Genomic DNA, 17,732 nt, shown 5'->3' on the forward strand with positions numbered 1-17,732 from the left:
GGGTGCGTCGGCCGCGCGATGCGCGGCACGGTAGGGAGCGGGAGCCTGTACGAGCCCCGAAGGGCGACCATGCCCTACTGCGCGGACCGGCGGTTCTCCTCGACCCAGTCCCGGTCCGTCTGCCAGGCGTACAGCGTGTGGTCCGCCAGCGCCACGTAGTAGGAGCCGCAGCGGCCCTTCGCGCCATTCTCCGTGCCGGAGGGGAACCAGGAGGCGCTGATCTCGGGGTCCGGGGCCTTCTTGCCGTCGAGCGGCTCGCACGACGCGGGCAGCCGGTCGTCGGCGAGGGTGGCCTTGAGCAGGCGCTCGCCCCCGGTCGTCCGCATGGCGTACTCCACCGACGTGGCGTCGTCCGGCAGCCAGCGGGGAACGGACTCGCGTTCCGCCTTCGCGTCCTTGCCCGTGGCGTAGGAGGACGTCTGCTCGTGGCGTCCGTCGTACCACTGCTTGGCCTCGGGCACGGCCACCGCGCCCGCCACGCCGAGTACTGCCACCGCGACCACCGCACCTATCAGAACGCCACGCATGTTCTCTCCTGTTCAGAGCCGAAGAAGTTTCCTTTCCTCCATGTTCTTGCACGTATCAAGCGAAAACGTCAGACCAAGGAACATAGGGACATACACCTCTGGTCGGACACCCCCGGAGGTCACCCCCGAGGTCGCCCCCGAGGCCGTCCCTGAGCGGCAGCAGCGGTCAGCGTCCGGGGTCTCCGGCGACGGCGATCGTGCCCTGGGCCACCGCGCAGAGGGTCTCCTCCCCCGCCGCGTCCACCATCAGCAGATCGCACCGGCAGACGACCCGGGTCCGGCCGGGGCGGACCACCTGGGCCCGCGCGCGCAGCACCTCGCCCCGGGCCGGGCGCAGATAGTCGATGGTGAAGCCGGCGGTCAGCACGGACGGGCCGACGGCCGCGCCCGCCGCGAAGGTGAGGGCGTTGTCGGCCGCGTAGCTGAGCACGCCTCCGTGCACGAAGCCGTTCTGCTGGCGCAGCTCGTCGCGTACGTCCAGCTCCAGGACCGCCGCCCCGTCGCCGAAGGCGGTGAGCCTGGCCCCCAGATAGACGCTGAAGGGCTGGGCCTCCAACACCTTCTGCCCGAAAGCGAGTTCCACTCCGCCTGCCTCCATGCTCCACCTCATTCCCTGATGTCCTGGTGGGGCGAGCGTCGCTTCCCGGGAACCGTTCCGTCAACATCGGCCCGACCCGGAGCGGCTGGGAGTTCACCCGCCCGGTCTGGCAACGCCGTTTCCCCGACGCCATGGACGATCGCGCGCACGCCGAGGCGGCCGCGGGCACGGATTCCACCTCGACCTGCCGGACCTGGGACTCCCGCGCGTCCACCGCCCGGCCGTGTGACACCTCGTGCGTGAACGATCCACAGGGACGGAGGGCCGGGACCTCAGCGTCCCCTGGCCCCGTCCGTGACCCGGTCGAGGCCGTAGAGGTCGGCGACGCAGCCGCCCGGCCAGTACCGGCGGCCGCCCTGGCTGAACGGCTCCAGCATCTGGCTGATCACCAGGCGCTCGTACGGCAGGACACGTTCGCCGGCCGCCGCCCCCTCGCGCAGCCGCAGGTCCTGGGCGTCCCACTTCTCGGCCCGGTCCCGCATCGCGGTGCCCAGGTCGCTCAGGGCCACGGCCGGGCCCACGCAGACCAGGACGCAGAGCGCGGCGCACACGGCCTTCGCCGGGGCGGTGCGGCGGGCGTACCGGCGGACGGCCAGGCCCAGCAGCGCGCCCGCGCCGACGAGGAGGATCACGTACAGCAGGAGGTAGTCGTTCCACAGCCGGTTGGCGCTCGCTTCGCTCACCCGGTCGCCGAACACCGGGTACGCGATGACCGTGCAGAGGTAGCCGGCGACGAGGAGCACGAGCCCCCCGGCGGTGGCGAGCCGCGGCCCGTGTGCGGGCGGGCGGGGCGTCGTCCCGTCCGCCCGCCGGCACAGCAGCCCGAGCAGGACGCCCGCCGCGACCGCGCCGGTGTACTGCCAGGTGGTGACCACGGTGACGGTGATCTCGGCGAACGCGCGCAGCGACGCGGCGAGGGAGTCGGAGGAGAGCAGGGACGTGGTCTCCGCGCCGTACCGCTCCCTGCGGTGCAGCGAGCCGGGTGAGGTCATCAGGACGACGGCCCCGGCCACCGTCCCGGCGATGCCCGCCGCGCACCACCGGCGGACGAACCCCCGCTCGGGCGCGGGGACGACCCGGCCGGACAGGAGGAGCGTGGCCGACAGCACCGTCACCACGACGATCGCCGTCTCCTCGGACAGCGTGGCGAGGAAGGCCCCCGCGCACACCGCGACGACGAGCGCGAGGATCCGGCCCCGGCGCGAGCGGGCGAGCAGGAGCGGGATCAGGGCGGCGCAGGCCAGGACGGGCGGCAGCGTGTGCGAGACGGACGCGGCGGGCCAGTAGAACGTCTTGTACGTGTTCGGCGTGGCGAACAGGAAGAGCGCGGTGGTCATGGCCGCGAGCAGCAGCGGCAGGCCGCGCGGGGTGCGCAGGCCGGCCCGGCGCAGCGCCAGGACGGCCACCGTCCAGAGGACCGCGACCACCAGGACCCCGCTGACCAGGGGGAACCACTGGTGTCCCGCGACCTGGAACTTCGCGTACGCGCCGACCAGGAGCGCGTTGGCGACCCGCCCGTTGTCGTCGAAGTAGAACGTCCCGACGAGGCCGGTGACGCCGTCGTCCCGTACGGCGGGCAGGAAGCACCAGTCGTCCGCGCCGGGTCTCACCCACCGCCCGAGCCAGGACGCGGCGGCGAGCAGGGCGAGGGGCGGGACCGCGAGGGCGGTCACCCAGAGGGCGGTCCACGGGCGGTCCGAGCGTTGCCGTCCGGCCGCCCGGTCCGGCGCTTCCTCGCTCCGCGGGCTCCCGGGAGCGGCGGTGACGGGAACGTCGTCGGGCATCGCGGCCCTCACCGGTCCTGGGGTGAGCGGGTGGGCAGCGGTGCGGGCGCCGGACCGTCGGGCAGCGGTGCGGCACGGTCCAGGGTCCCCGGTACGGGTGCGGCGGCGGTGGCCCTGGTCTGGCCCGAGGTGATCGCCCACCGCGCCAGCAGGAACGAGACGGGCGTGACGAGGACGCCGGCCGCCAGCGCCGCGAGGTTCTTGTCCATCCCGAGGCCGCTGACCGCGCCGTAGAGCAGCGCACCGGACGCCAGCAGGTTGACCAGGCTGGAGAGGGGATAGCGGACGAACGCGTGCCAGGTCGGCCGCGTCCGGCAGGTGACGTAGGAGTTGAGCAGGAACGAGCACCCGATGCTGACCGCGTAGCCGATGACATGCGCGGTCAGGTACGGGATCCAGCGGTTCAGCGAGGCGTAGATCCCGAGGTAGACGGCGGTGTTCACACAGCCGATGAGGACGAAACTGCCGAACTGGCGGACGGTACGGGACCGGCCGGGGGCGGTGGTCGCGGGGGCCGGGGCGGTGACCGTTGCGGTGGCGGTGCGTTCGGCCGGGGCTCCGCCTCCGGTGAGCCGCGGGCGCGGTGGCGGGCCGTCCGGCAGCGTGCGGCAGGTCGCGTCGGTCTCCCGCACCACGTAGGGCGGGCGGTGTTTCGCCTCGTGGTAGATGCGGCCCACGTACTCCCCGATGACCCCGAGCGTCACCAGCTGGATGCCGCTGAGCGCGACGACGGCGGTGAGCAGGGTGGCGTAACCGGGGGTGTCGACGCCGTGCAGGACGACTCGCGTGACGGTCCACAGGGCGTAGGCCAGGGCCGAGACGAAGACCCAGAAGCCGGCGTAGATCGCGAGGCGCAGCGGCCGGTTGTTGAAGGAGAGCAGTCCGTCGATGCCGTAGTTCAGCAGCCGTTTGCTGCCCCACTTGGACCGGCCCGCCACCCGCTCGCTGTTGCGGTAGCGGAAGGTGACCGTGTCGAAGCCGATCCAGGAGAAGATCCCCTTGGAGAAGCGGTTGCTCTCGGGGAGGGACAGGACGCTCTCCACGGCCCGCCGCGACAGCAGCCGGAAGTCCCCCGACCCGTCGATGAGCTCCACGTCCATGCAGCGGCGGACGAGCGCGTAGTAGGTGTGGCTGAGGGTACTGCGGAGCATGCCCTCGCCCGTGCGGTCGCGGCGCGGGATGACCTGGTCGTAGCCGTGGCGGTGCAGCTCCAGCATGCGGGGGATCAGCTCGGGCGGGTGCTGGAGGTCGGCGTCCATGATCACCACGGCCGCGCCGCGCGACATGCGGAGGCCGGCGAGCATGGCGGCCTCCTTGCCGAAGTTGCGGCTGAAGGCGGTGTAGTGGACCCGCGGGTCGCGGGCGGCGAGGCCGCTCAGCAGGACGCGGGTGCGGTCCCGGCTGCCGTCGTCCACGTAACAGATCTCGAAGCTGTCGCCGAGGGGGTCCAGGACGCCGACCAGAGCGGCGTGGAAGGCCTCGATCACCTCGGCCTCGTCGAAACACGGCACGACGACCGACAGCTGAAGGCCACTCACTCGCCACCTCCGGACTTCGGGCCTCGCGGGTGCCGGGCCTCACCGGCGCGGCACCGTGGGCCTCCGGCACCGGGCCCGGAACGCACCACGTCCGCCCCATCTGACGACGGGCGGCGGCCTCCGTCCCTCCGCACACGCGCGGGGGCGTCTCTTTCCCGCGCCCATTCATGCGAACAGCCGACGCGGGTCGGCGGACCGCCGGGTCGCGGGGGCGAAAAAGCGCACATAGCCTCGCAAAGGTGACATCTCCTCGACCGCTCACCGGCCTCCTCGCCGTGCTGTCCGCCGTGTGCTGGCTGGTGCTCCCCGCCGCCACGACCGCCCGCGCCGACGACCCCGTCGAGCTGTCCCGGGACGGGCAGATCACCGACCGGGTGGGGGCCCTGGGCGACCGGGCGGGGCAGGTGGAGGACGCCCTCGACCGGCTGTACGACAACGAGCGCATCCAGCTCTTCGTCGTGTACGTACGCGACTTCTCCGGCCGGTCCGGACAGACCTGGAGCGACGAGACCGCCAACCGCAACGGTCTGGGCCAGGACGACGTGCTGCTCTCCGTCGCCACCCACGACCGGCAGTACGCCTACTCCGTCGACGCCGGCTCCCCGCTCACCGACGAGCAGCTGCGGGATGTGTCGGGCACCGCGATCGAACCCGCGCTGCGGGAGAACGACTGGGCGGGGGCCGCGATCGGCGCGGCCGACGGCTACGCCTCCGTGCTGGCCGGACGCCCGGTGACCGCCCCCGCCATCACCCCCGGCCCCGCCGACCCCGGAACGGGCGACTCCGGCTCGACCGGCGCCCGCGACTTCATCCTGCCGGTGGCCGTCGTCGCGGGCGCCGGCGCGGTCGGCGTCTACGCGTACGCCCGGCGCAGACGGCGCACGGCGACCCGCACCACCCCGGCGGCGACCGGCTGGGGACGGGGCGCGGGGGCGGGCGGTGCGCCGGAGCCGACGCCGCTGCCGGAGCTGGACGCGCGGGCCAAGCAGGTGCTGGTGGACACCGATGACGCGGTGCGCACCAGCGAGGAGGAACTCGGCTTCGCCACCGCCCAGTTCGGCGAGGAGGCGGCGAAGCCCTTCACCGAGGCGGTCGCGCGGGCGAAGGACGAGCTGACGCAGTCGTTCCGGTTGCGCCAGCAGCTCGACGACGCCTTCCCGGAGGACGACGCGACCCGCCGCCGGATGCTGGAGGAGATCCTGCGGCGGTGCGCGACCGCCGACGAGGGTCTGGACACCGTCTCGGAGGACTTCGACCGGCTGCGCGCCCTGGAACGTACCGCCCCGGAGGCCCTGGCCACCGTGGACGCCACACACCGCGGCCTCGCCGGGCGGGTCGCGGCGGCCGAGTCGGGCGTCGCCGGGCTGCGCGAGCGGTACGGGGAGGGCGCCGCCGCACCCGTGGCCGCCGACGTCGAACAGGCCGAGGACCGGCTCGTCTTCGCGGCCTCGGCCGTGGAGCAGGCCCGTACGGCGGTCGAGGGCGACGAGAACTCCCGGGCCGCGGTGTACATCCGGGCCGCCGAGGGCGCGGTGGGCCAGGCGGGCACGCTGCTGGACTCGGTGGACCGGCGGGCGGCGGAGCTGGGCGAGGCCGCACAGAAGCTGCCCGCCGCGCTGACCGAGACGGAGGCCGACCTCGCGGACGCGGGCGGGCTGCTCGAAGGGACCGCCGAGGGCGCGTCGACCGCCGATCTGCGCGGCCGGATCGCCCGCGCCGAGACCGTACTCGCCGATGTCCGGGGCGCGATGGCGGCGGGACCGTACGACCCGATCGACGCGCTGCGCCGGGTGGAGGAGGCGGACGCGGCCCTGGACGAGGCGCTGGCCGGCGCGCGCGAGCAGGAGCGCGGCGACGCCAAGGCCCGCTCGCTCCTCGATCAGGCGATGCTCACCGCCCGGTCCGCGATCGGGGCGGCGGCCGACTACATCACGACCAACCGGGGTGCGGTCGGCAGCCAGGCCCGCACCCGGCTCGCGGAGGCGCAGCGGCGGTGGGAGCGGGCCCGGGAGCTGTCGGGCACGGACGCGCAGGGGGCGCTGGCCGAAGCGCAGCAGGCGGACGCGCTGGCCCGGCAGGCGATGAGCCTGGCGGAGCAGGACGTCCGGGGCTTCGGCGGCATGCAGGGGCCCGGCGGGATGCGGGGCGGGGGCGGCGGCATGGGCGGGGCGGTGCTCGGCGGCATCATCCTCGGCGGGCTGTTCGGCGGAGGCGGCGGCCGGGGCGGGGGCATGGGCGGCGGCTTCGGCGGGGGCGGCCGGTCCGGTGGCTTCGGCGGCAGTCCGGGCAGTTTCGGCGGGGGCGGGACCCGGGGACGCCGGGGCGGTGGCGGCCGCTTCTGAACGACCGGATCTCATCCGCTCTCCCGTATCTCCTCTCCCGTATCTCCTCTCCCGTACCAGCGATCTCGACTCCAAGGAGCGACCACATGACCAAGCAGACCATCCTCGGCCGCGTCACCCAGCTCGCGAAGGCCAACATCAACGCCCTCCTCGACCAGGCCGAGGATCCGCAGAAGATGCTGGACCAGCTGATCCGGGACTACACGAACAACATCGCGGAGGCCGAGCAGGCCGTCGCGTCCACCATCGGCAACCTCCGGCTGATGGAGCAGGACCACAAGGAGGACGTCGAGGCGGCGGCCGAGTGGGGCGGCAAGGCGCTGGCGGCCAGCCGGAAGGCGGACGAGCTGCGCGGGGCCGGGTCGGTGGCGGAGGCCGATAAGTTCGACAACCTGGCCAAGGTGGCGCTGGGCCGTCAGCTCCAGTCGGAGCAGGAGGCGAGGACGGCCGAGCCGACGATCGCCTCGCAGTCCGAGGTGGTGGACAAGCTGAAGACGGGGCTGGACCAGATGAAGGTCAAGCTCTCCGAGCTGAAGGCCAAGCGCGACGAGCTGGTGGCGCGCGCCAAGTCCGCGCAGGCGCAGAACCAGATGATGGACGCGGTGAAGAACATCGACGTGCTCGACCCCACGAGCGAGCTGAGCCGCTTCGAGGACAAGGTGCGGCGCGAGGAGGCGAAGGCGCTGGGCAAGCAGGAGCTGGCGGCCTCCTCGCTGGACGCCCAGTTCGAGCAGTTGGACAGTCTGGGCGCCAGCGCGGAGGTCGAGGCCCGGCTGGCGGCCCTGAAGACGGGCGCGTAACGCCCGGTGTGCCGGGCGGGGTTCAGTACATGCTCAGGAGCTGCTCCACGGAGAGTTCGGCGGCCGGGGCCCCGTCCGGCAGGGCCAGTTCGAACCAGACGGTCTTGCCGCGCGGGGTGCGGCGCGAGCCCCAGGCGGCGCTGAGCAGGCCGACCAGCTGGAGTCCGCGCCCGCCCTCGTCGGTGTCGCGGGCGCGGCGGCGGCGCGGCTGGACGAGTCCGGCGTCCCACACCTCGCAGACCAGGGTGCGGTCGCGCAGCAGCCGGAGCCGGATCTCGCCCTCGCCGTAGCGCAGGGCGTTGGTGACCAGTTCGCTGACGAGGAGTTCGGTGGTGTCGACCAGGTCGTCGAGGTCCCAGGCGACCAGCTGGGAGCGGGCCAGCTCACGGGCGCGCCCCACCGAGCGGGGTTCGCGCGGCAGCGTCCAGTCCCCCACCGCCTCGGCGGGGAGCCCTTGGATCCGGGCCATCAGCAGGGCGATGTCGTCCTCGCCGTGCCGGGTGTCGAGGGTGCTCAGGACGTGGTCGCAGGCGTCCTCCAGCTCCATCTGCGGACCGGTGAGCACGGCCCGCAGCGCCTCCAGGCCCTCGTCCAGCGGCTGGTCCCGGGACTCGACCAGGCCGTCGGTGTACAGGGTGAGCAGGGCGTTCTCGGCGAGCTCGACCTCGACCTCCTCGAACGGCTCGCCGCCGACGCCCAGCGGCATGCCCGGGGGGACGTCGATGAGCCGGGCGGGCCGGCCGGGCTCGACGACGGCCGGGGGGAGGTGCCCGGCGTTGGCGAACGTACATCGCCGGGTGACCGGGTCGTAGACCGCGTACACGCAGGTCGCGAGATACACCTCGGAGAGGTCGGCCTCGCGGGACTTCTGCGCGGCGCGGGAGGGCCACTGCGCTCCCCCGCTGCCGCCGAGGCCCTCGCTGCGCTCGCCGCCGCCCGGGGAGCCGAGGCCGCGGGCGACCTCGTCGAGGGCGGAGAGCACCTCGGCGGGCTCCAGGTCGAGGAGGGCCAGGGTCCTTACGGCGGTGCGCAGTTCGCCCATGGCGACGGCGGCGCGCAGGCCGCGCCCCATGACGTCGCCGACGACGAGGGCGGTGCGGTGGCCGGGCAGCTCGATCACGTCGAACCAGTCGCCGCCGACCTCGGTGGCGGTGTTGCCGGGGAGGTAACGGCAGGCGATGTCGAGACCGGCGGCCTCGGGGTCGCCGGGGGGCAGCAGGCTGCGCTGGAGGATCAGGGCGCGTTCGTGCTCGCGGCGGTAGAGGCGGGCGTTGTCGATGCAGACGGCGGCGCGGGCGGCCAGTTCGGTGGCGAGCGCCCGGTCGCGCTCGCCGAACGGCTCGCTGCCCTTCGTACGGGAGAACTGGACGAGGCCGACGACGGTGTCGTGCGCGACCATCGGCACGGCGAGCGTCGACTGCACGAAGCCCATCTCGTCGCCGGGGACGTCCTCGACGTGGCCGGAGCGCAGGGCGACGGCGCAGGGCGAGCCGAAGGGGAAGCGGTGGACGGAGCCGAGCGCGGGCGGCAGGTCGTCCGGGCCCGGCGCCCCGTTGCCCGCGACGGCGGTGGGCAGGGCGTCGGCGACCGCGCTGGCGTGGGCCACCCGGCGCAGTTCCGCCGAGCCTCCGGCGGACTCGCGGTGCGCGGGCGCCCAACTGCCGGGAGCGGCCTCCTCGCCGGTGAGCAGCCCCTGGTAGAGGTCGACGGTGGCGAGGTCGCAGAAGCCGGGGACGGCCACGTCGAGAAGCTCGCGGGCGGTGGTCTCCAGGTCCAGGGAATTGCCGATGCGGGCGCTGGCCTCGTTGAGGAGGGCGAGGTTGCGGCGGGCGCTGGCCGCCTCGCGGGCGGCGATGTGCCGGCGGGTGACGTCGGTGGCGAGGCCCGCGACGCCGACGGGACGGCCGGCCCCGCTGTGCACCCGGTAGAGGTTCATGGACCAGTGGCGGCGCTCGGTGCCGCCGGGGGCGGTGCCGACGAGCTGGAGGTCGGTGACGGACTCCCCGGTCTCCAGGACCCGTTTCAGGGTGGCGGACAGCCGGTCGGCCTCGGCGCGCGGCAGATAGTCCTCCACCGTGCGGCCCCGGTGGTCCTCGGCCGCGCCGCCGAAGACCGTGGCGAAGCGCTGGTTGGCCCGGACGACGGCGAAGTCCGTACCGAACAGCACGAAGCCGAAAGGAGATTGGCCGAATATGGCTTGTGACGCGGCGAGGTCCGTCTCGATGCGCCGCAGCGCCCGGACGTCCACGACGATGCAGAGCGCGGCCCGCTCCCCCTGCCCCGTCAGACTCGGCATCACATAGACCTCGGCGACGCCGTGCGCCCCGCCCTCGCCCGGCATCCGGAACGGGACGAGGCCCGTCCACTCCCTGCCGTCGAGGATCTCGCCGACCCGCCGATGGCCGTCCGAGCGCAGCTCGGCGGGCATGAAGGCCTCCACCGGGTCGCGGCCGATCGCCTCGGTCGAGGTCATGCCGAAGAGACCGGCGGCCCGGCTGCTCCACTGCTCGATCAGACCATCGGGGCCGATCGAGAAGGAGGCGACCCTGATGTAGTCGTAGATCGAGCCGGGCGGGCTGCTCTGCCACACGACATCGCCCGTGGTCCCGACGACATCACCCGTTGTCCCAGGTATTTCGCTCACGCGACCGTCCCCTCCAGCTCACACACCGGACCGGTCCTGCCCGCAGTATTCAGCACTACGGCCCCGACCGACACGGCGTTCACGATCACAGCAAGGTCTCAGTCCCTTTCAGCCAGGTTCTGCCCGACCTCTGGTGATCGCTGTGCGTCCCTCCACTCTCCTAACCAGGGAGAGCCAGCTCGAACCACACGGTCTTGCCACTCTTTCCGCGACGGGTCCCCCAGCGACGTGCGGAACAGGCCACGAGCTGGAGTCCCCGGCCGCCTTCGTCGTCGGGTCCCGCACTGCGTTCGGTGGGTGGATCCGGAAGCGGATCGGAGACTTCCACCAGCAGTCCCGGGGCGGTGGGAGGACTGTCGGCGAGCAGGAGTTCCCCGTCGGGGTGCGTACGGACCAGACGTACGCCGATGGGTCCGGAGGCGTACCGCAGGGAGTTGGTCACCAGCTCGCTGACGAGCAGGACCGCCAGGTCGCCCACCGCCGCGTCGAGGCCCCACGAGCCCAGAGCACCTCGGACGGCGTGCCGGGCGCCGCGCACGGAACCCGGTTCCGCGGGGAAGGTCCACTCGGCGCAGTCGCCTTCGGTATCGATCACGCCGATCACTTCCCAGGGACGACCACGGGCGCACCCACCTGCAAATGGGGACTAAACAGCCCATACCCACCATTTATTGCTTACTACCGCGTGACCTTACGTTTGGTGCATACGGGGTACACGAGCAGATGCGGACGCACCGGGTCAGGTCAGGGCGCCCGTCGCCCTGAGGTCGTCGAAGAGCAATTGGTCCACGGGCGGCACCAGGGCCCGGTCGGCGAAGGAGAACCACGCCATCTCCTCGATCTCGCCGCTCGCGGCGAGCGTGCCGCGGTAGTCGCCGTAATAGCAGCTCATCCGTACGACGGCGGCGTCGGGCCGGTCGTCCACGGGGGCCTCGTACGTCCCGGCGTGGACGACGGTCTCCCGGATCAGGCCGACCGTCAGCTCCTCCTCGATCTCCCGCAGAAGGGTCTGCAGGTCGGTCTCGGCGCCCTCGCGTTTGCCGCCCGGGATGTAGAAGACGTCCTTGCCGCGGGGCCGTGCGCAGAGGATCCTGCCGCCCTCGATCCGCACCCACGCCACCGTGTCGATCAGCACCGTCATCACTCCGCCCACTCGCCGCGCTTCCGGCGGCTTCCGCACCCCCGGTCCGGGCGGGACCCTACCGCCCGGGGCAGGGGACGCGACCGCCCGGGGCAGGAGACGCGCACAAGCGCGACGAGGGGCGCACGCGGGCGCGGAGGCACTCCGGGAAGGCCGTGGGGCCTCTGGGAAGGCCGTGGGGCCCCGGGGGGCGGAACGGCCCTCCGGGACCCCACGGGGCCGTCCGTCGCGTCAGGGCCTGTTGCCCTGGCCCACGCGCTCCACCCGGTAGACCTGGTGGCGATGGTGGCCGTCGAGGCCGTCGGCGACCTTCTGCGCCTCGGCCTGCGTGGCATACCTGCCCACGCGGTAGCGGTTACCGCCGTCGTCCTGCCGTATCACCTGCCAAGGGAGCACGGCGCCGCTGTCGCTCATCGTGTCGCTCCCCCGCATATCGCCCCTCTTCCCACCGGCGTGCACGTCTCTAAGGATCCCCAGGAAACCGCAGTACGCATATGCCCGAGCGTACGCCTGACCTTCACTCAGTGCAGGCGGGTTTGCACAAAGAGATACACATCCGGCCATCACGAAAGGGGCGCATCAGCGGAATGCGCCCCTCATGACTCAGCGGCATGCCCCGTCGGCCCCGGCCGGCACCCCTCACCGGGCCCGACGGGGCGTCACCTCACCTCATCTCACCGGCAGGTGGTAGGCGATCCGGTACCGGTCGGCCGGCACCACCACGTCGGCCGTCTCCACGGCCCGGCCCGAGGCGTAGTACGTACGCCCGATGACGATGACCACATGGCCGGGCACACCGCCGAGCGCCAGGAGCTCCTCCGCCAGCCCCGGGCGCGCGCCGACCTCCTCGGCGACGTTGTCCACGACCACGTCGATCGCGGCCATCCGGTCGACCACCCCGCAACCGCCCAGCGGACCCTCCTCCGGCAGCATCACGGGCGTCCGGCCGGTGACGGCGAGCGGCTCCCACGAGGTGGAGAGCATGACCGGCTCGCCCGCCTCCCGGAAGACGTAGTGCGTGCGCATCACCCGGTCGCCCGGCTCGATACCCAGCCGCCCGGCGACCTCGGGGCTCGCCCCCTCCTGCTCGCTGCGGGACTCCCAGGTCCCGCGTGCCCCCTCGGCCGTCTGCTCCTGCCGGAACGGGCTGGCGCCCTTGTCCGGCCGGTAGCCGGAGCGGGCGATCATGCGGGGCACGGGGCGCTCACGCACATAGGTGCCGGAGCCGGAGCGCCCCTCGACCAGCCCCTCCGCCATCAGGACCTTTCGCGCCTCCAGGGCGACGGTGTCCGAGACCCCGTACTCCTCCCGGATGCGGGCCTGCGACGGCAGGCGGGTATGGGGCGGCAGCGCGCCGTTGACGATCTTCTCCCTGAGATCGCTCGCCACGCGCAGATAGGCGGGCTGCTCACCAAAAGTCACAGGCCACTCCCAACAGGTTGACAGTCTGCGACAGCCTGACAACCGTGGGTTGTACACCGCAAGCATAGGCCAGAGTTTCACCCAATGTGATGATCCTGTGACGGTTCATGCATACCTCGAACGCGGACACCAGATTCTTCCCGGACGTTCTCCGGCAACTCCCGCACCCTTGACCATTTTTGGTCCAGACCAATACCTTCCTGTGCACAGCACGGCTCCCGCATTCCCTCGGCTTTCCCTCGGCTTTCCCTCCCACCGGATCACGCACAGGAACGAGCCTCATGCGTCGAAGAAACCTGTCCCGAATGACCATCGTCGGCGTCTCCCTGGCCCTGCTGGCAGGTGTCGCGCCCGCGGCCACGGCCGGCCCCGGCCACGACCGGAGCGACGGCGGCGACCGCGGCAAGGGCCACCACCGCCCCGCGTACAAGAACATCGGCTACTTCACCCAATGGGGCGTCTACGGACGCGACTTCCAGGTCAAGGACCTGGACACCAGCGGGGCCGCGGCCAAGCTGACCCACATCAACTACGCCTTCGGCAACGTCAGCGCCGAGGGAAAGTGCTTCACCGGCAATGTCCCCGGCCAGGCCGACGCCTGGGCGGACTACGCCCGTCCGCTCGACGCGGCGGGATCGGTGGACGGCGTCGCCGACACCGACACCCAGCCGCTCGCGGGCAACTTCAACCAGCTGCGCGAGCTGAAGGCCAAGCACCCCGGCCTCAAGGTCATGATCTCGCTCGGCGGCTGGAGCTGGTCCACCCACTTCTCCGACGCGGTCCGCACCAAGGCCTCCCGCAAGGCGCTCGTCGCCTCCTGCGTCGACCTGTACATCAAGGGCAACCTCCCGGTGGACGGGGCGCGCGGCGGCGAGGGCGCCGCGGCGGGCCTCTTCGACGGCATCGACGTCGACTGGGAGTGGCCCGGCTCGGCGGCGAACGAGGGCACCGTCTTCCGCCCCGAGGACAAGAAGAACTTCACCGCGCTGATCCGCGAGTTCCGCACCCAGCTCGACGCCCACGCGAAGAGCGAGGCGAAGAGCGAGGCCAAGAAGGACAAGAACAAGGGGCACGGGCACGGCAAGCCGAAGCCCAAGCCGAAGCCCAAGCACTACGACCTGTCGGCGTACGTACCGGCCAACCCAGCCGCGATCGACGCGGGCTTCGACGTGAAGCGCCTCATGAAGGACTTCGACTTCGTCAACATCCAGGGCTACGACTACCACGTCTCGGGCGAGAAGAAGACGGCCCAGCAGTCGGCCCTGTACGCGAAGGACGACTTCAGCGTCGACCGGACCGTGCGCGACTGGGTCCGCCGCGGCGCGCCCAAGCACAAGCTCGTGATGGGGATGCCGACCTACGGTCAGGGGTGGACCGGAGTGAGCGGCGGCGGCACGGGCATGGGGCAGCCGGCCACGGCCCCGGCTCCGGCCACCTGGGAGGCGGGCTACGAGGACTACAAGGTCCTGAAGCAGCTGGCCGCGTCGGGGACGTACAAGGTCCACCGTGATGTGAAGAACGGCCACGCCTGGCTGTTCGACGGCACCACGCTGTGGACGTACGACGACCCGCAGGTGCTCCGCACCAAGGCCGCGTACATTCGGGACAAGGGTCTCGGCGGGGCGATGTTCTGGTCGCTGGACGGGGACACGGAGAACGGCGAGCTGATCACCGCGGTCGACCGCGGGCTCAACCGCCGCTGACACCGCACCGCACAGGGCCGGAGCGGTCGCATGACGCGACCGCCCCGGCCTGTATGGCTGTGCCTGGTGCCTGGTGCCTGTGGTTCAGCCGTTCAGCGGTGCGGGCTCAGAAGTGCAGGCCCCAGCTGTTGATCCGGCCGGTGTCGTACGTCCAGTTGTCGCTGACCCGGAGCTTCCAGGTGCCGTTGGCGGCGACGGAGGAGGCGTTGACCGTGTACGTGGTGACCACGTCGTCGCTGCTGCCGCCGGAGCCGAACGCCTTCAGGTTGAAGACGGTGCCGTTCGGCGCGACCAGGTCGATCTTCAGGTCACCGATGTAGGTGTGCGAGATGTTGACCGGAACGCTCAGCGCGGACGGCGCGTTGCCCGTGACCCCGGTGACCGTGACGGGCGACTCGACGGTCGCGTTGTCGTTGATCGGGTACCCGGTGGTGTTCTCGAACTTCTTGGGGTCCGGGTCCGGCGGGTTGGTGGTGCCCGTGTTCACGTTCAGGAGGCGGTTGGGCGAACCGCTGCCCGGGTTGCCGACGACCCCGGTGGTGGCCGCCGCGACGAGACCGGCGGAGACCTGCGCGGGCGTCGAGGACGGGTTCTCGGCGAGGTAGAGGGCGGCGCCACCGGCCACGTGCGGGCTGGCCATCGACGTACCGGAAATGGTGTTCGTGGCGCTGTCGCTGGTGTTCCACGTCGAGGTGATCGAGGAACCGGGCGCGAAGATGTCCACGATGGAGCCGTAGTTGGAGAAGCTGGAGCGGGCGTCGGTGTTGGTCGTCGAGCCCACGGTGATGGCCTCGGGCACGCGCGCCGGGGACTTCGTGGAGGCGTCGGTCGACTCGTTGCCCGCCGCGACGGCGTAGGTGATGCCGGCGGCGATGGACCGCTTCACGGCGGCGTCGAGCACGGAGTCCGCTCCGCCGCCGAGGCTCATGTTGGCGACGGCGGGCTTGACGGCGTTGGCCGTCACCCAGTCGATGCCGGCGACGACCTGCGCGGTGGTGCCCGAGCCGCTGTTGTTCAGCACGCGGACGCCGACGATCTTCGCCTTCTTGGCGACGCCGTGGGCCGTGCCCGCGACGGTGCCCGCGACGTGGGTGCCGTGGCCGTGGCCGTCCTGCGCGACGTTGTCGTTGTCGATGGCGTCGTAGCCGTTGAAGGCCCGGCCGCCGAAGTCGCTGTGGCTGATCCGTACACCGGTGTCGATGACGTAGGCGGTGACGCCCTCGCCCGCCTTGTCCGGGTAGGTGTAGCGCTGGTCCAGCGGAAGGTTCTTCTGGTCGATCCGGTCCAGACCCCAGGACGGCGGGTTGTTCTGGGTGGCGGAGACCGTGAAGGTGCGGTTCTGCGAGACGGAGGCGACGGCCGGGTCGGCGGCGAACTTCTTCGCCTCGGCGGCGGAGGCCTCGACCGCGTAACCGTTGAGGGCCGAGCGGTAGGTGCGCTCGATGCTCGCGCCGTACTTCTTCGCGAGGGCCTTGCCCTGGGCGGAGTCGGACTTCGCGGCCGAGTCCTTGAGGGTCACGATGTAGCTGTTGCTGATGACGCCCGGAGCGCCCGCGTTCTCGATCACGCCTTCGGGTGCCCGCTCGGCCGCGTTCGCCGGAAGGGCGGAGGCGGCGGCGAGCGCGACGGCGGCTGCGGTGGCTATGACGGTCGCCGTGGCGAGTCTTCGCCGTGCATGGGGGGTGTGACGCATCACTGACATGTGAGGGGTCCTCCTCATAGGCGGTGCTCTGGTGGGGGGTGGTGCCGGAGCCGCACGACGACTCCCGGCAGGGGCATGACAAATCAGCCGTCGGAACGCCCCGGTTTCTGCGTCCTCCGGTGACCGGCATGCCGTGCTGCCAGCGAAAGATTGACCGATCCATGACGAACCCACAAGAGTGCGTTGGGGCGTGCCATACGCGCGCCATTCATCTGCCATATGCCTGACATGCTGGCGAACATGACGACCTATCACTGCCCGGTGGACGGGACCCGGTCCGAGACCACCGCCCTGACCTGGTGCTGTCCGGTCTGCCGGGGCCCTTGGGACCTCGACTTCACCCCCGTACGGGGCGTCGGACCGAACGCGCTTTCCACGCGCGCCAATTCATTGTGGCGTTACGAGGAATTCCTGCCGCTCGCCTCCCCGGCGATCTCCCTGGGCGAGGGCCGCACCCCGCTCGTCCCGCTCACGGACACCGTCTCGGCCAAGCTCGACTACCTCATGCCGACGCTGTCCTTCAAGGACCGCGGCGCGGTGATGCTCGTGGAGCTGGCCCGGCGGCTCGGCCCGGACCGGGTCGTGGCGGACAGCACGGGCAACGCGGGCACGTCGGTGGCCGCGTACTGCGCGCGGGCCGGGCTCGCGTGCACGGTGTACGTCCCCGAGGGCACATCGCCCAAGAAGACCGAGCAGATCCGGGCCCACGGCGCGCACCTGGTGACCGTCCCCGGCGGCCGGGAGGCGACGGCCCTGGCCGCCCGCGAGGCGGCCGGCGAACCTGGCGCGTTCTACGCCTCGCACGTCTTCAACCCGTACTTCCTGCACGGAACGAAGACGTACGTGTACGAGCTCTGGGAGGACCTCGGCGGCCGGCTGCCGGACGCGCTGGCCGTCCCGGTCGGCAACGGCACCCTGCTGCTGGGCGCGGCCCTGGCCACCGCCGAACTGCACGCGCTGGGCCTGATCGAGACTCGCCCCCGCCTGATCGCCGTCCAGGCCGAGGCGGTCTCCCCGCTGGCCGCCGCCTTCCACACGGGCGCGGACGACCTGCCCCCGGCGGCCGGCCCGCTCTCCGTGCCCTCCCCCACCCTGGCGGAGGGCATCGCGATCCCGCGCCCACCGCGCGCCCGGCAGATCCTTGCAGCGGTACGGGCCTCGGGCGGCACGTTCCTGACGGTGCCGGAGGACCGCATCCGCGAGGCCCAGCGGGACCTGGCGGCACGCGGCTTCTACGTCGAGACGACGGGGGTGGCCTGCTGGGCGGCGGTACGGGACGGGGGCGGGGGCGGCGAGGACGGAGGCGGCGACGACGCGGTGAGGGGCAGCGTGGTGGTGCCGCTGTGCGGGGCGGGGCTGAAGACGGGGATGGCGGCGGGGTGAGGGGCGGGGAGCCGACCTGACCAGGGGCGGGCGCGCCCGGGCGCGGGATCCGGGCGCGGGGTTCACGCGCGGGATCCGGGCTCAGGCCCCCCCGGAACCCAGAACAGGTCGCCCCGGAGCCGACCGCCCGCCCATCCGCCTTCCGCCC

At 72.3% G+C, this 17,732-nt stretch carries 14 protein-coding genes; 4 read left to right on the forward strand and 10 right to left on the reverse strand.

Annotation, left to right across the window (positions count from 1 at the left end):
• Positions 1-74: 74 nt before the first annotated feature.
• The 4 genes from ACIQPT_RS33905 to ACIQPT_RS33920 form a co-directional block, all read right to left on the reverse strand.
• Complete coding sequence (locus tag ACIQPT_RS33905; RefSeq protein ID WP_401161663.1) at positions 75-527, reverse strand: hypothetical protein; 453 nt, start codon at positions 525-527, stop codon at positions 75-77.
• 166 nt (positions 528-693) lie between these two features.
• On the reverse strand, positions 694-1,125 hold the full coding sequence (locus ACIQPT_RS33910) for a PaaI family thioesterase (protein WP_401161664.1): 432 nt from the start codon (positions 1,123-1,125) through the stop codon (positions 694-696).
• Positions 1,126-1,397: 272 nt separating this feature from the next.
• The gene (locus tag ACIQPT_RS33915; RefSeq protein ID WP_401161666.1) at positions 1,398-2,909 is read right to left on the reverse strand and encodes a DUF6056 family protein; all 1,512 of its coding nucleotides are present in this window, start codon (positions 2,907-2,909) and stop codon (positions 1,398-1,400) included.
• 8 nt (positions 2,910-2,917) lie between these two features.
• Positions 2,918-4,447 carry a glycosyltransferase gene (locus tag ACIQPT_RS33920; protein ID WP_401161668.1) on the reverse strand — a complete coding sequence of 510 codons (1,530 nt, stop codon included), beginning with the start codon at positions 4,445-4,447 and terminating at the stop codon, positions 2,918-2,920.
• Between the two features lie 239 nt (positions 4,448-4,686).
• On the opposite strand from ACIQPT_RS33920, the gene ACIQPT_RS33925 reads away from it, so the two are divergent.
• The gene (locus ACIQPT_RS33925; RefSeq protein WP_401161669.1) at positions 4,687-6,789 is read left to right on the forward strand and encodes a TPM domain-containing protein; all 2,103 of its coding nucleotides are present in this window, start codon (positions 4,687-4,689) and stop codon (positions 6,787-6,789) included.
• Positions 6,790-6,875: 86 nt separating this feature from the next.
• Positions 6,876-7,589: a PspA/IM30 family protein gene (locus tag ACIQPT_RS33930; protein WP_401161671.1), complete on the forward strand. Its 714-nt coding sequence runs from the start codon at positions 6,876-6,878 to the stop codon at positions 7,587-7,589.
• A 22-nt stretch (positions 7,590-7,611) separates the two neighbouring features.
• Here ACIQPT_RS33930 and ACIQPT_RS33935 read toward each other — a convergent pair whose 3' ends face one another.
• The 5 genes from ACIQPT_RS33935 to ACIQPT_RS33955 form a co-directional block, all read right to left on the reverse strand.
• Positions 7,612-10,179: a SpoIIE family protein phosphatase gene (locus ACIQPT_RS33935; RefSeq protein ID WP_401161724.1), complete on the reverse strand. Its 2,568-nt coding sequence runs from the start codon at positions 10,177-10,179 to the stop codon at positions 7,612-7,614.
• A gap of 214 nt (positions 10,180-10,393) precedes the next feature.
• A complete protein-coding gene (locus ACIQPT_RS33940; RefSeq protein ID WP_401161673.1) occupies positions 10,394-10,837 on the reverse strand; it encodes an ATP-binding protein in 444 nt (147 codons plus the stop codon).
• A 135-nt stretch (positions 10,838-10,972) separates the two neighbouring features.
• Positions 10,973-11,374, reverse strand: coding sequence for an NUDIX domain-containing protein (locus ACIQPT_RS33945; protein WP_401161675.1), 402 nt, complete (start codon positions 11,372-11,374; stop codon positions 10,973-10,975).
• Between the two features lie 231 nt (positions 11,375-11,605).
• The gene (locus ACIQPT_RS33950; RefSeq protein ID WP_401161726.1) at positions 11,606-11,806 is read right to left on the reverse strand and encodes an SPOR domain-containing protein; all 201 of its coding nucleotides are present in this window, start codon (positions 11,804-11,806) and stop codon (positions 11,606-11,608) included.
• A gap of 237 nt (positions 11,807-12,043) precedes the next feature.
• A complete protein-coding gene (locus tag ACIQPT_RS33955; RefSeq protein ID WP_401161677.1) occupies positions 12,044-12,796 on the reverse strand; it encodes a GntR family transcriptional regulator in 753 nt (250 codons plus the stop codon).
• A gap of 281 nt (positions 12,797-13,077) precedes the next feature.
• Between ACIQPT_RS33955 and ACIQPT_RS33960 the strand changes: the two genes are divergently transcribed.
• Positions 13,078-14,499, forward strand: a complete 1,422-nt coding sequence (locus tag ACIQPT_RS33960) for a glycoside hydrolase family 18 protein (RefSeq protein WP_401161678.1) — start codon at positions 13,078-13,080, stop codon at positions 14,497-14,499.
• A gap of 106 nt (positions 14,500-14,605) precedes the next feature.
• On the opposite strand, the gene ACIQPT_RS33965 is transcribed toward ACIQPT_RS33960, so the two are convergent.
• Positions 14,606-16,201, reverse strand: a complete 1,596-nt coding sequence (locus ACIQPT_RS33965) for a S8 family serine peptidase (RefSeq protein ID WP_401161679.1) — start codon at positions 16,199-16,201, stop codon at positions 14,606-14,608.
• Between the two features lie 240 nt (positions 16,202-16,441).
• Here ACIQPT_RS33965 and ACIQPT_RS33970 point away from each other — a divergent pair, with 240 nt between their 5' ends.
• Positions 16,442-17,584 carry a threonine synthase gene (locus tag ACIQPT_RS33970; RefSeq protein ID WP_401161680.1) on the forward strand — a complete coding sequence of 381 codons (1,143 nt, stop codon included), beginning with the start codon at positions 16,442-16,444 and terminating at the stop codon, positions 17,582-17,584.
• Positions 17,585-17,732: the final 148 nt, after the last annotated feature.

Source organism: Streptomyces sp. NPDC091289 (assembly GCF_044757365.1).
Lineage (GTDB): Bacteria > Actinomycetota > Actinomycetes > Streptomycetales > Streptomycetaceae > Streptomyces.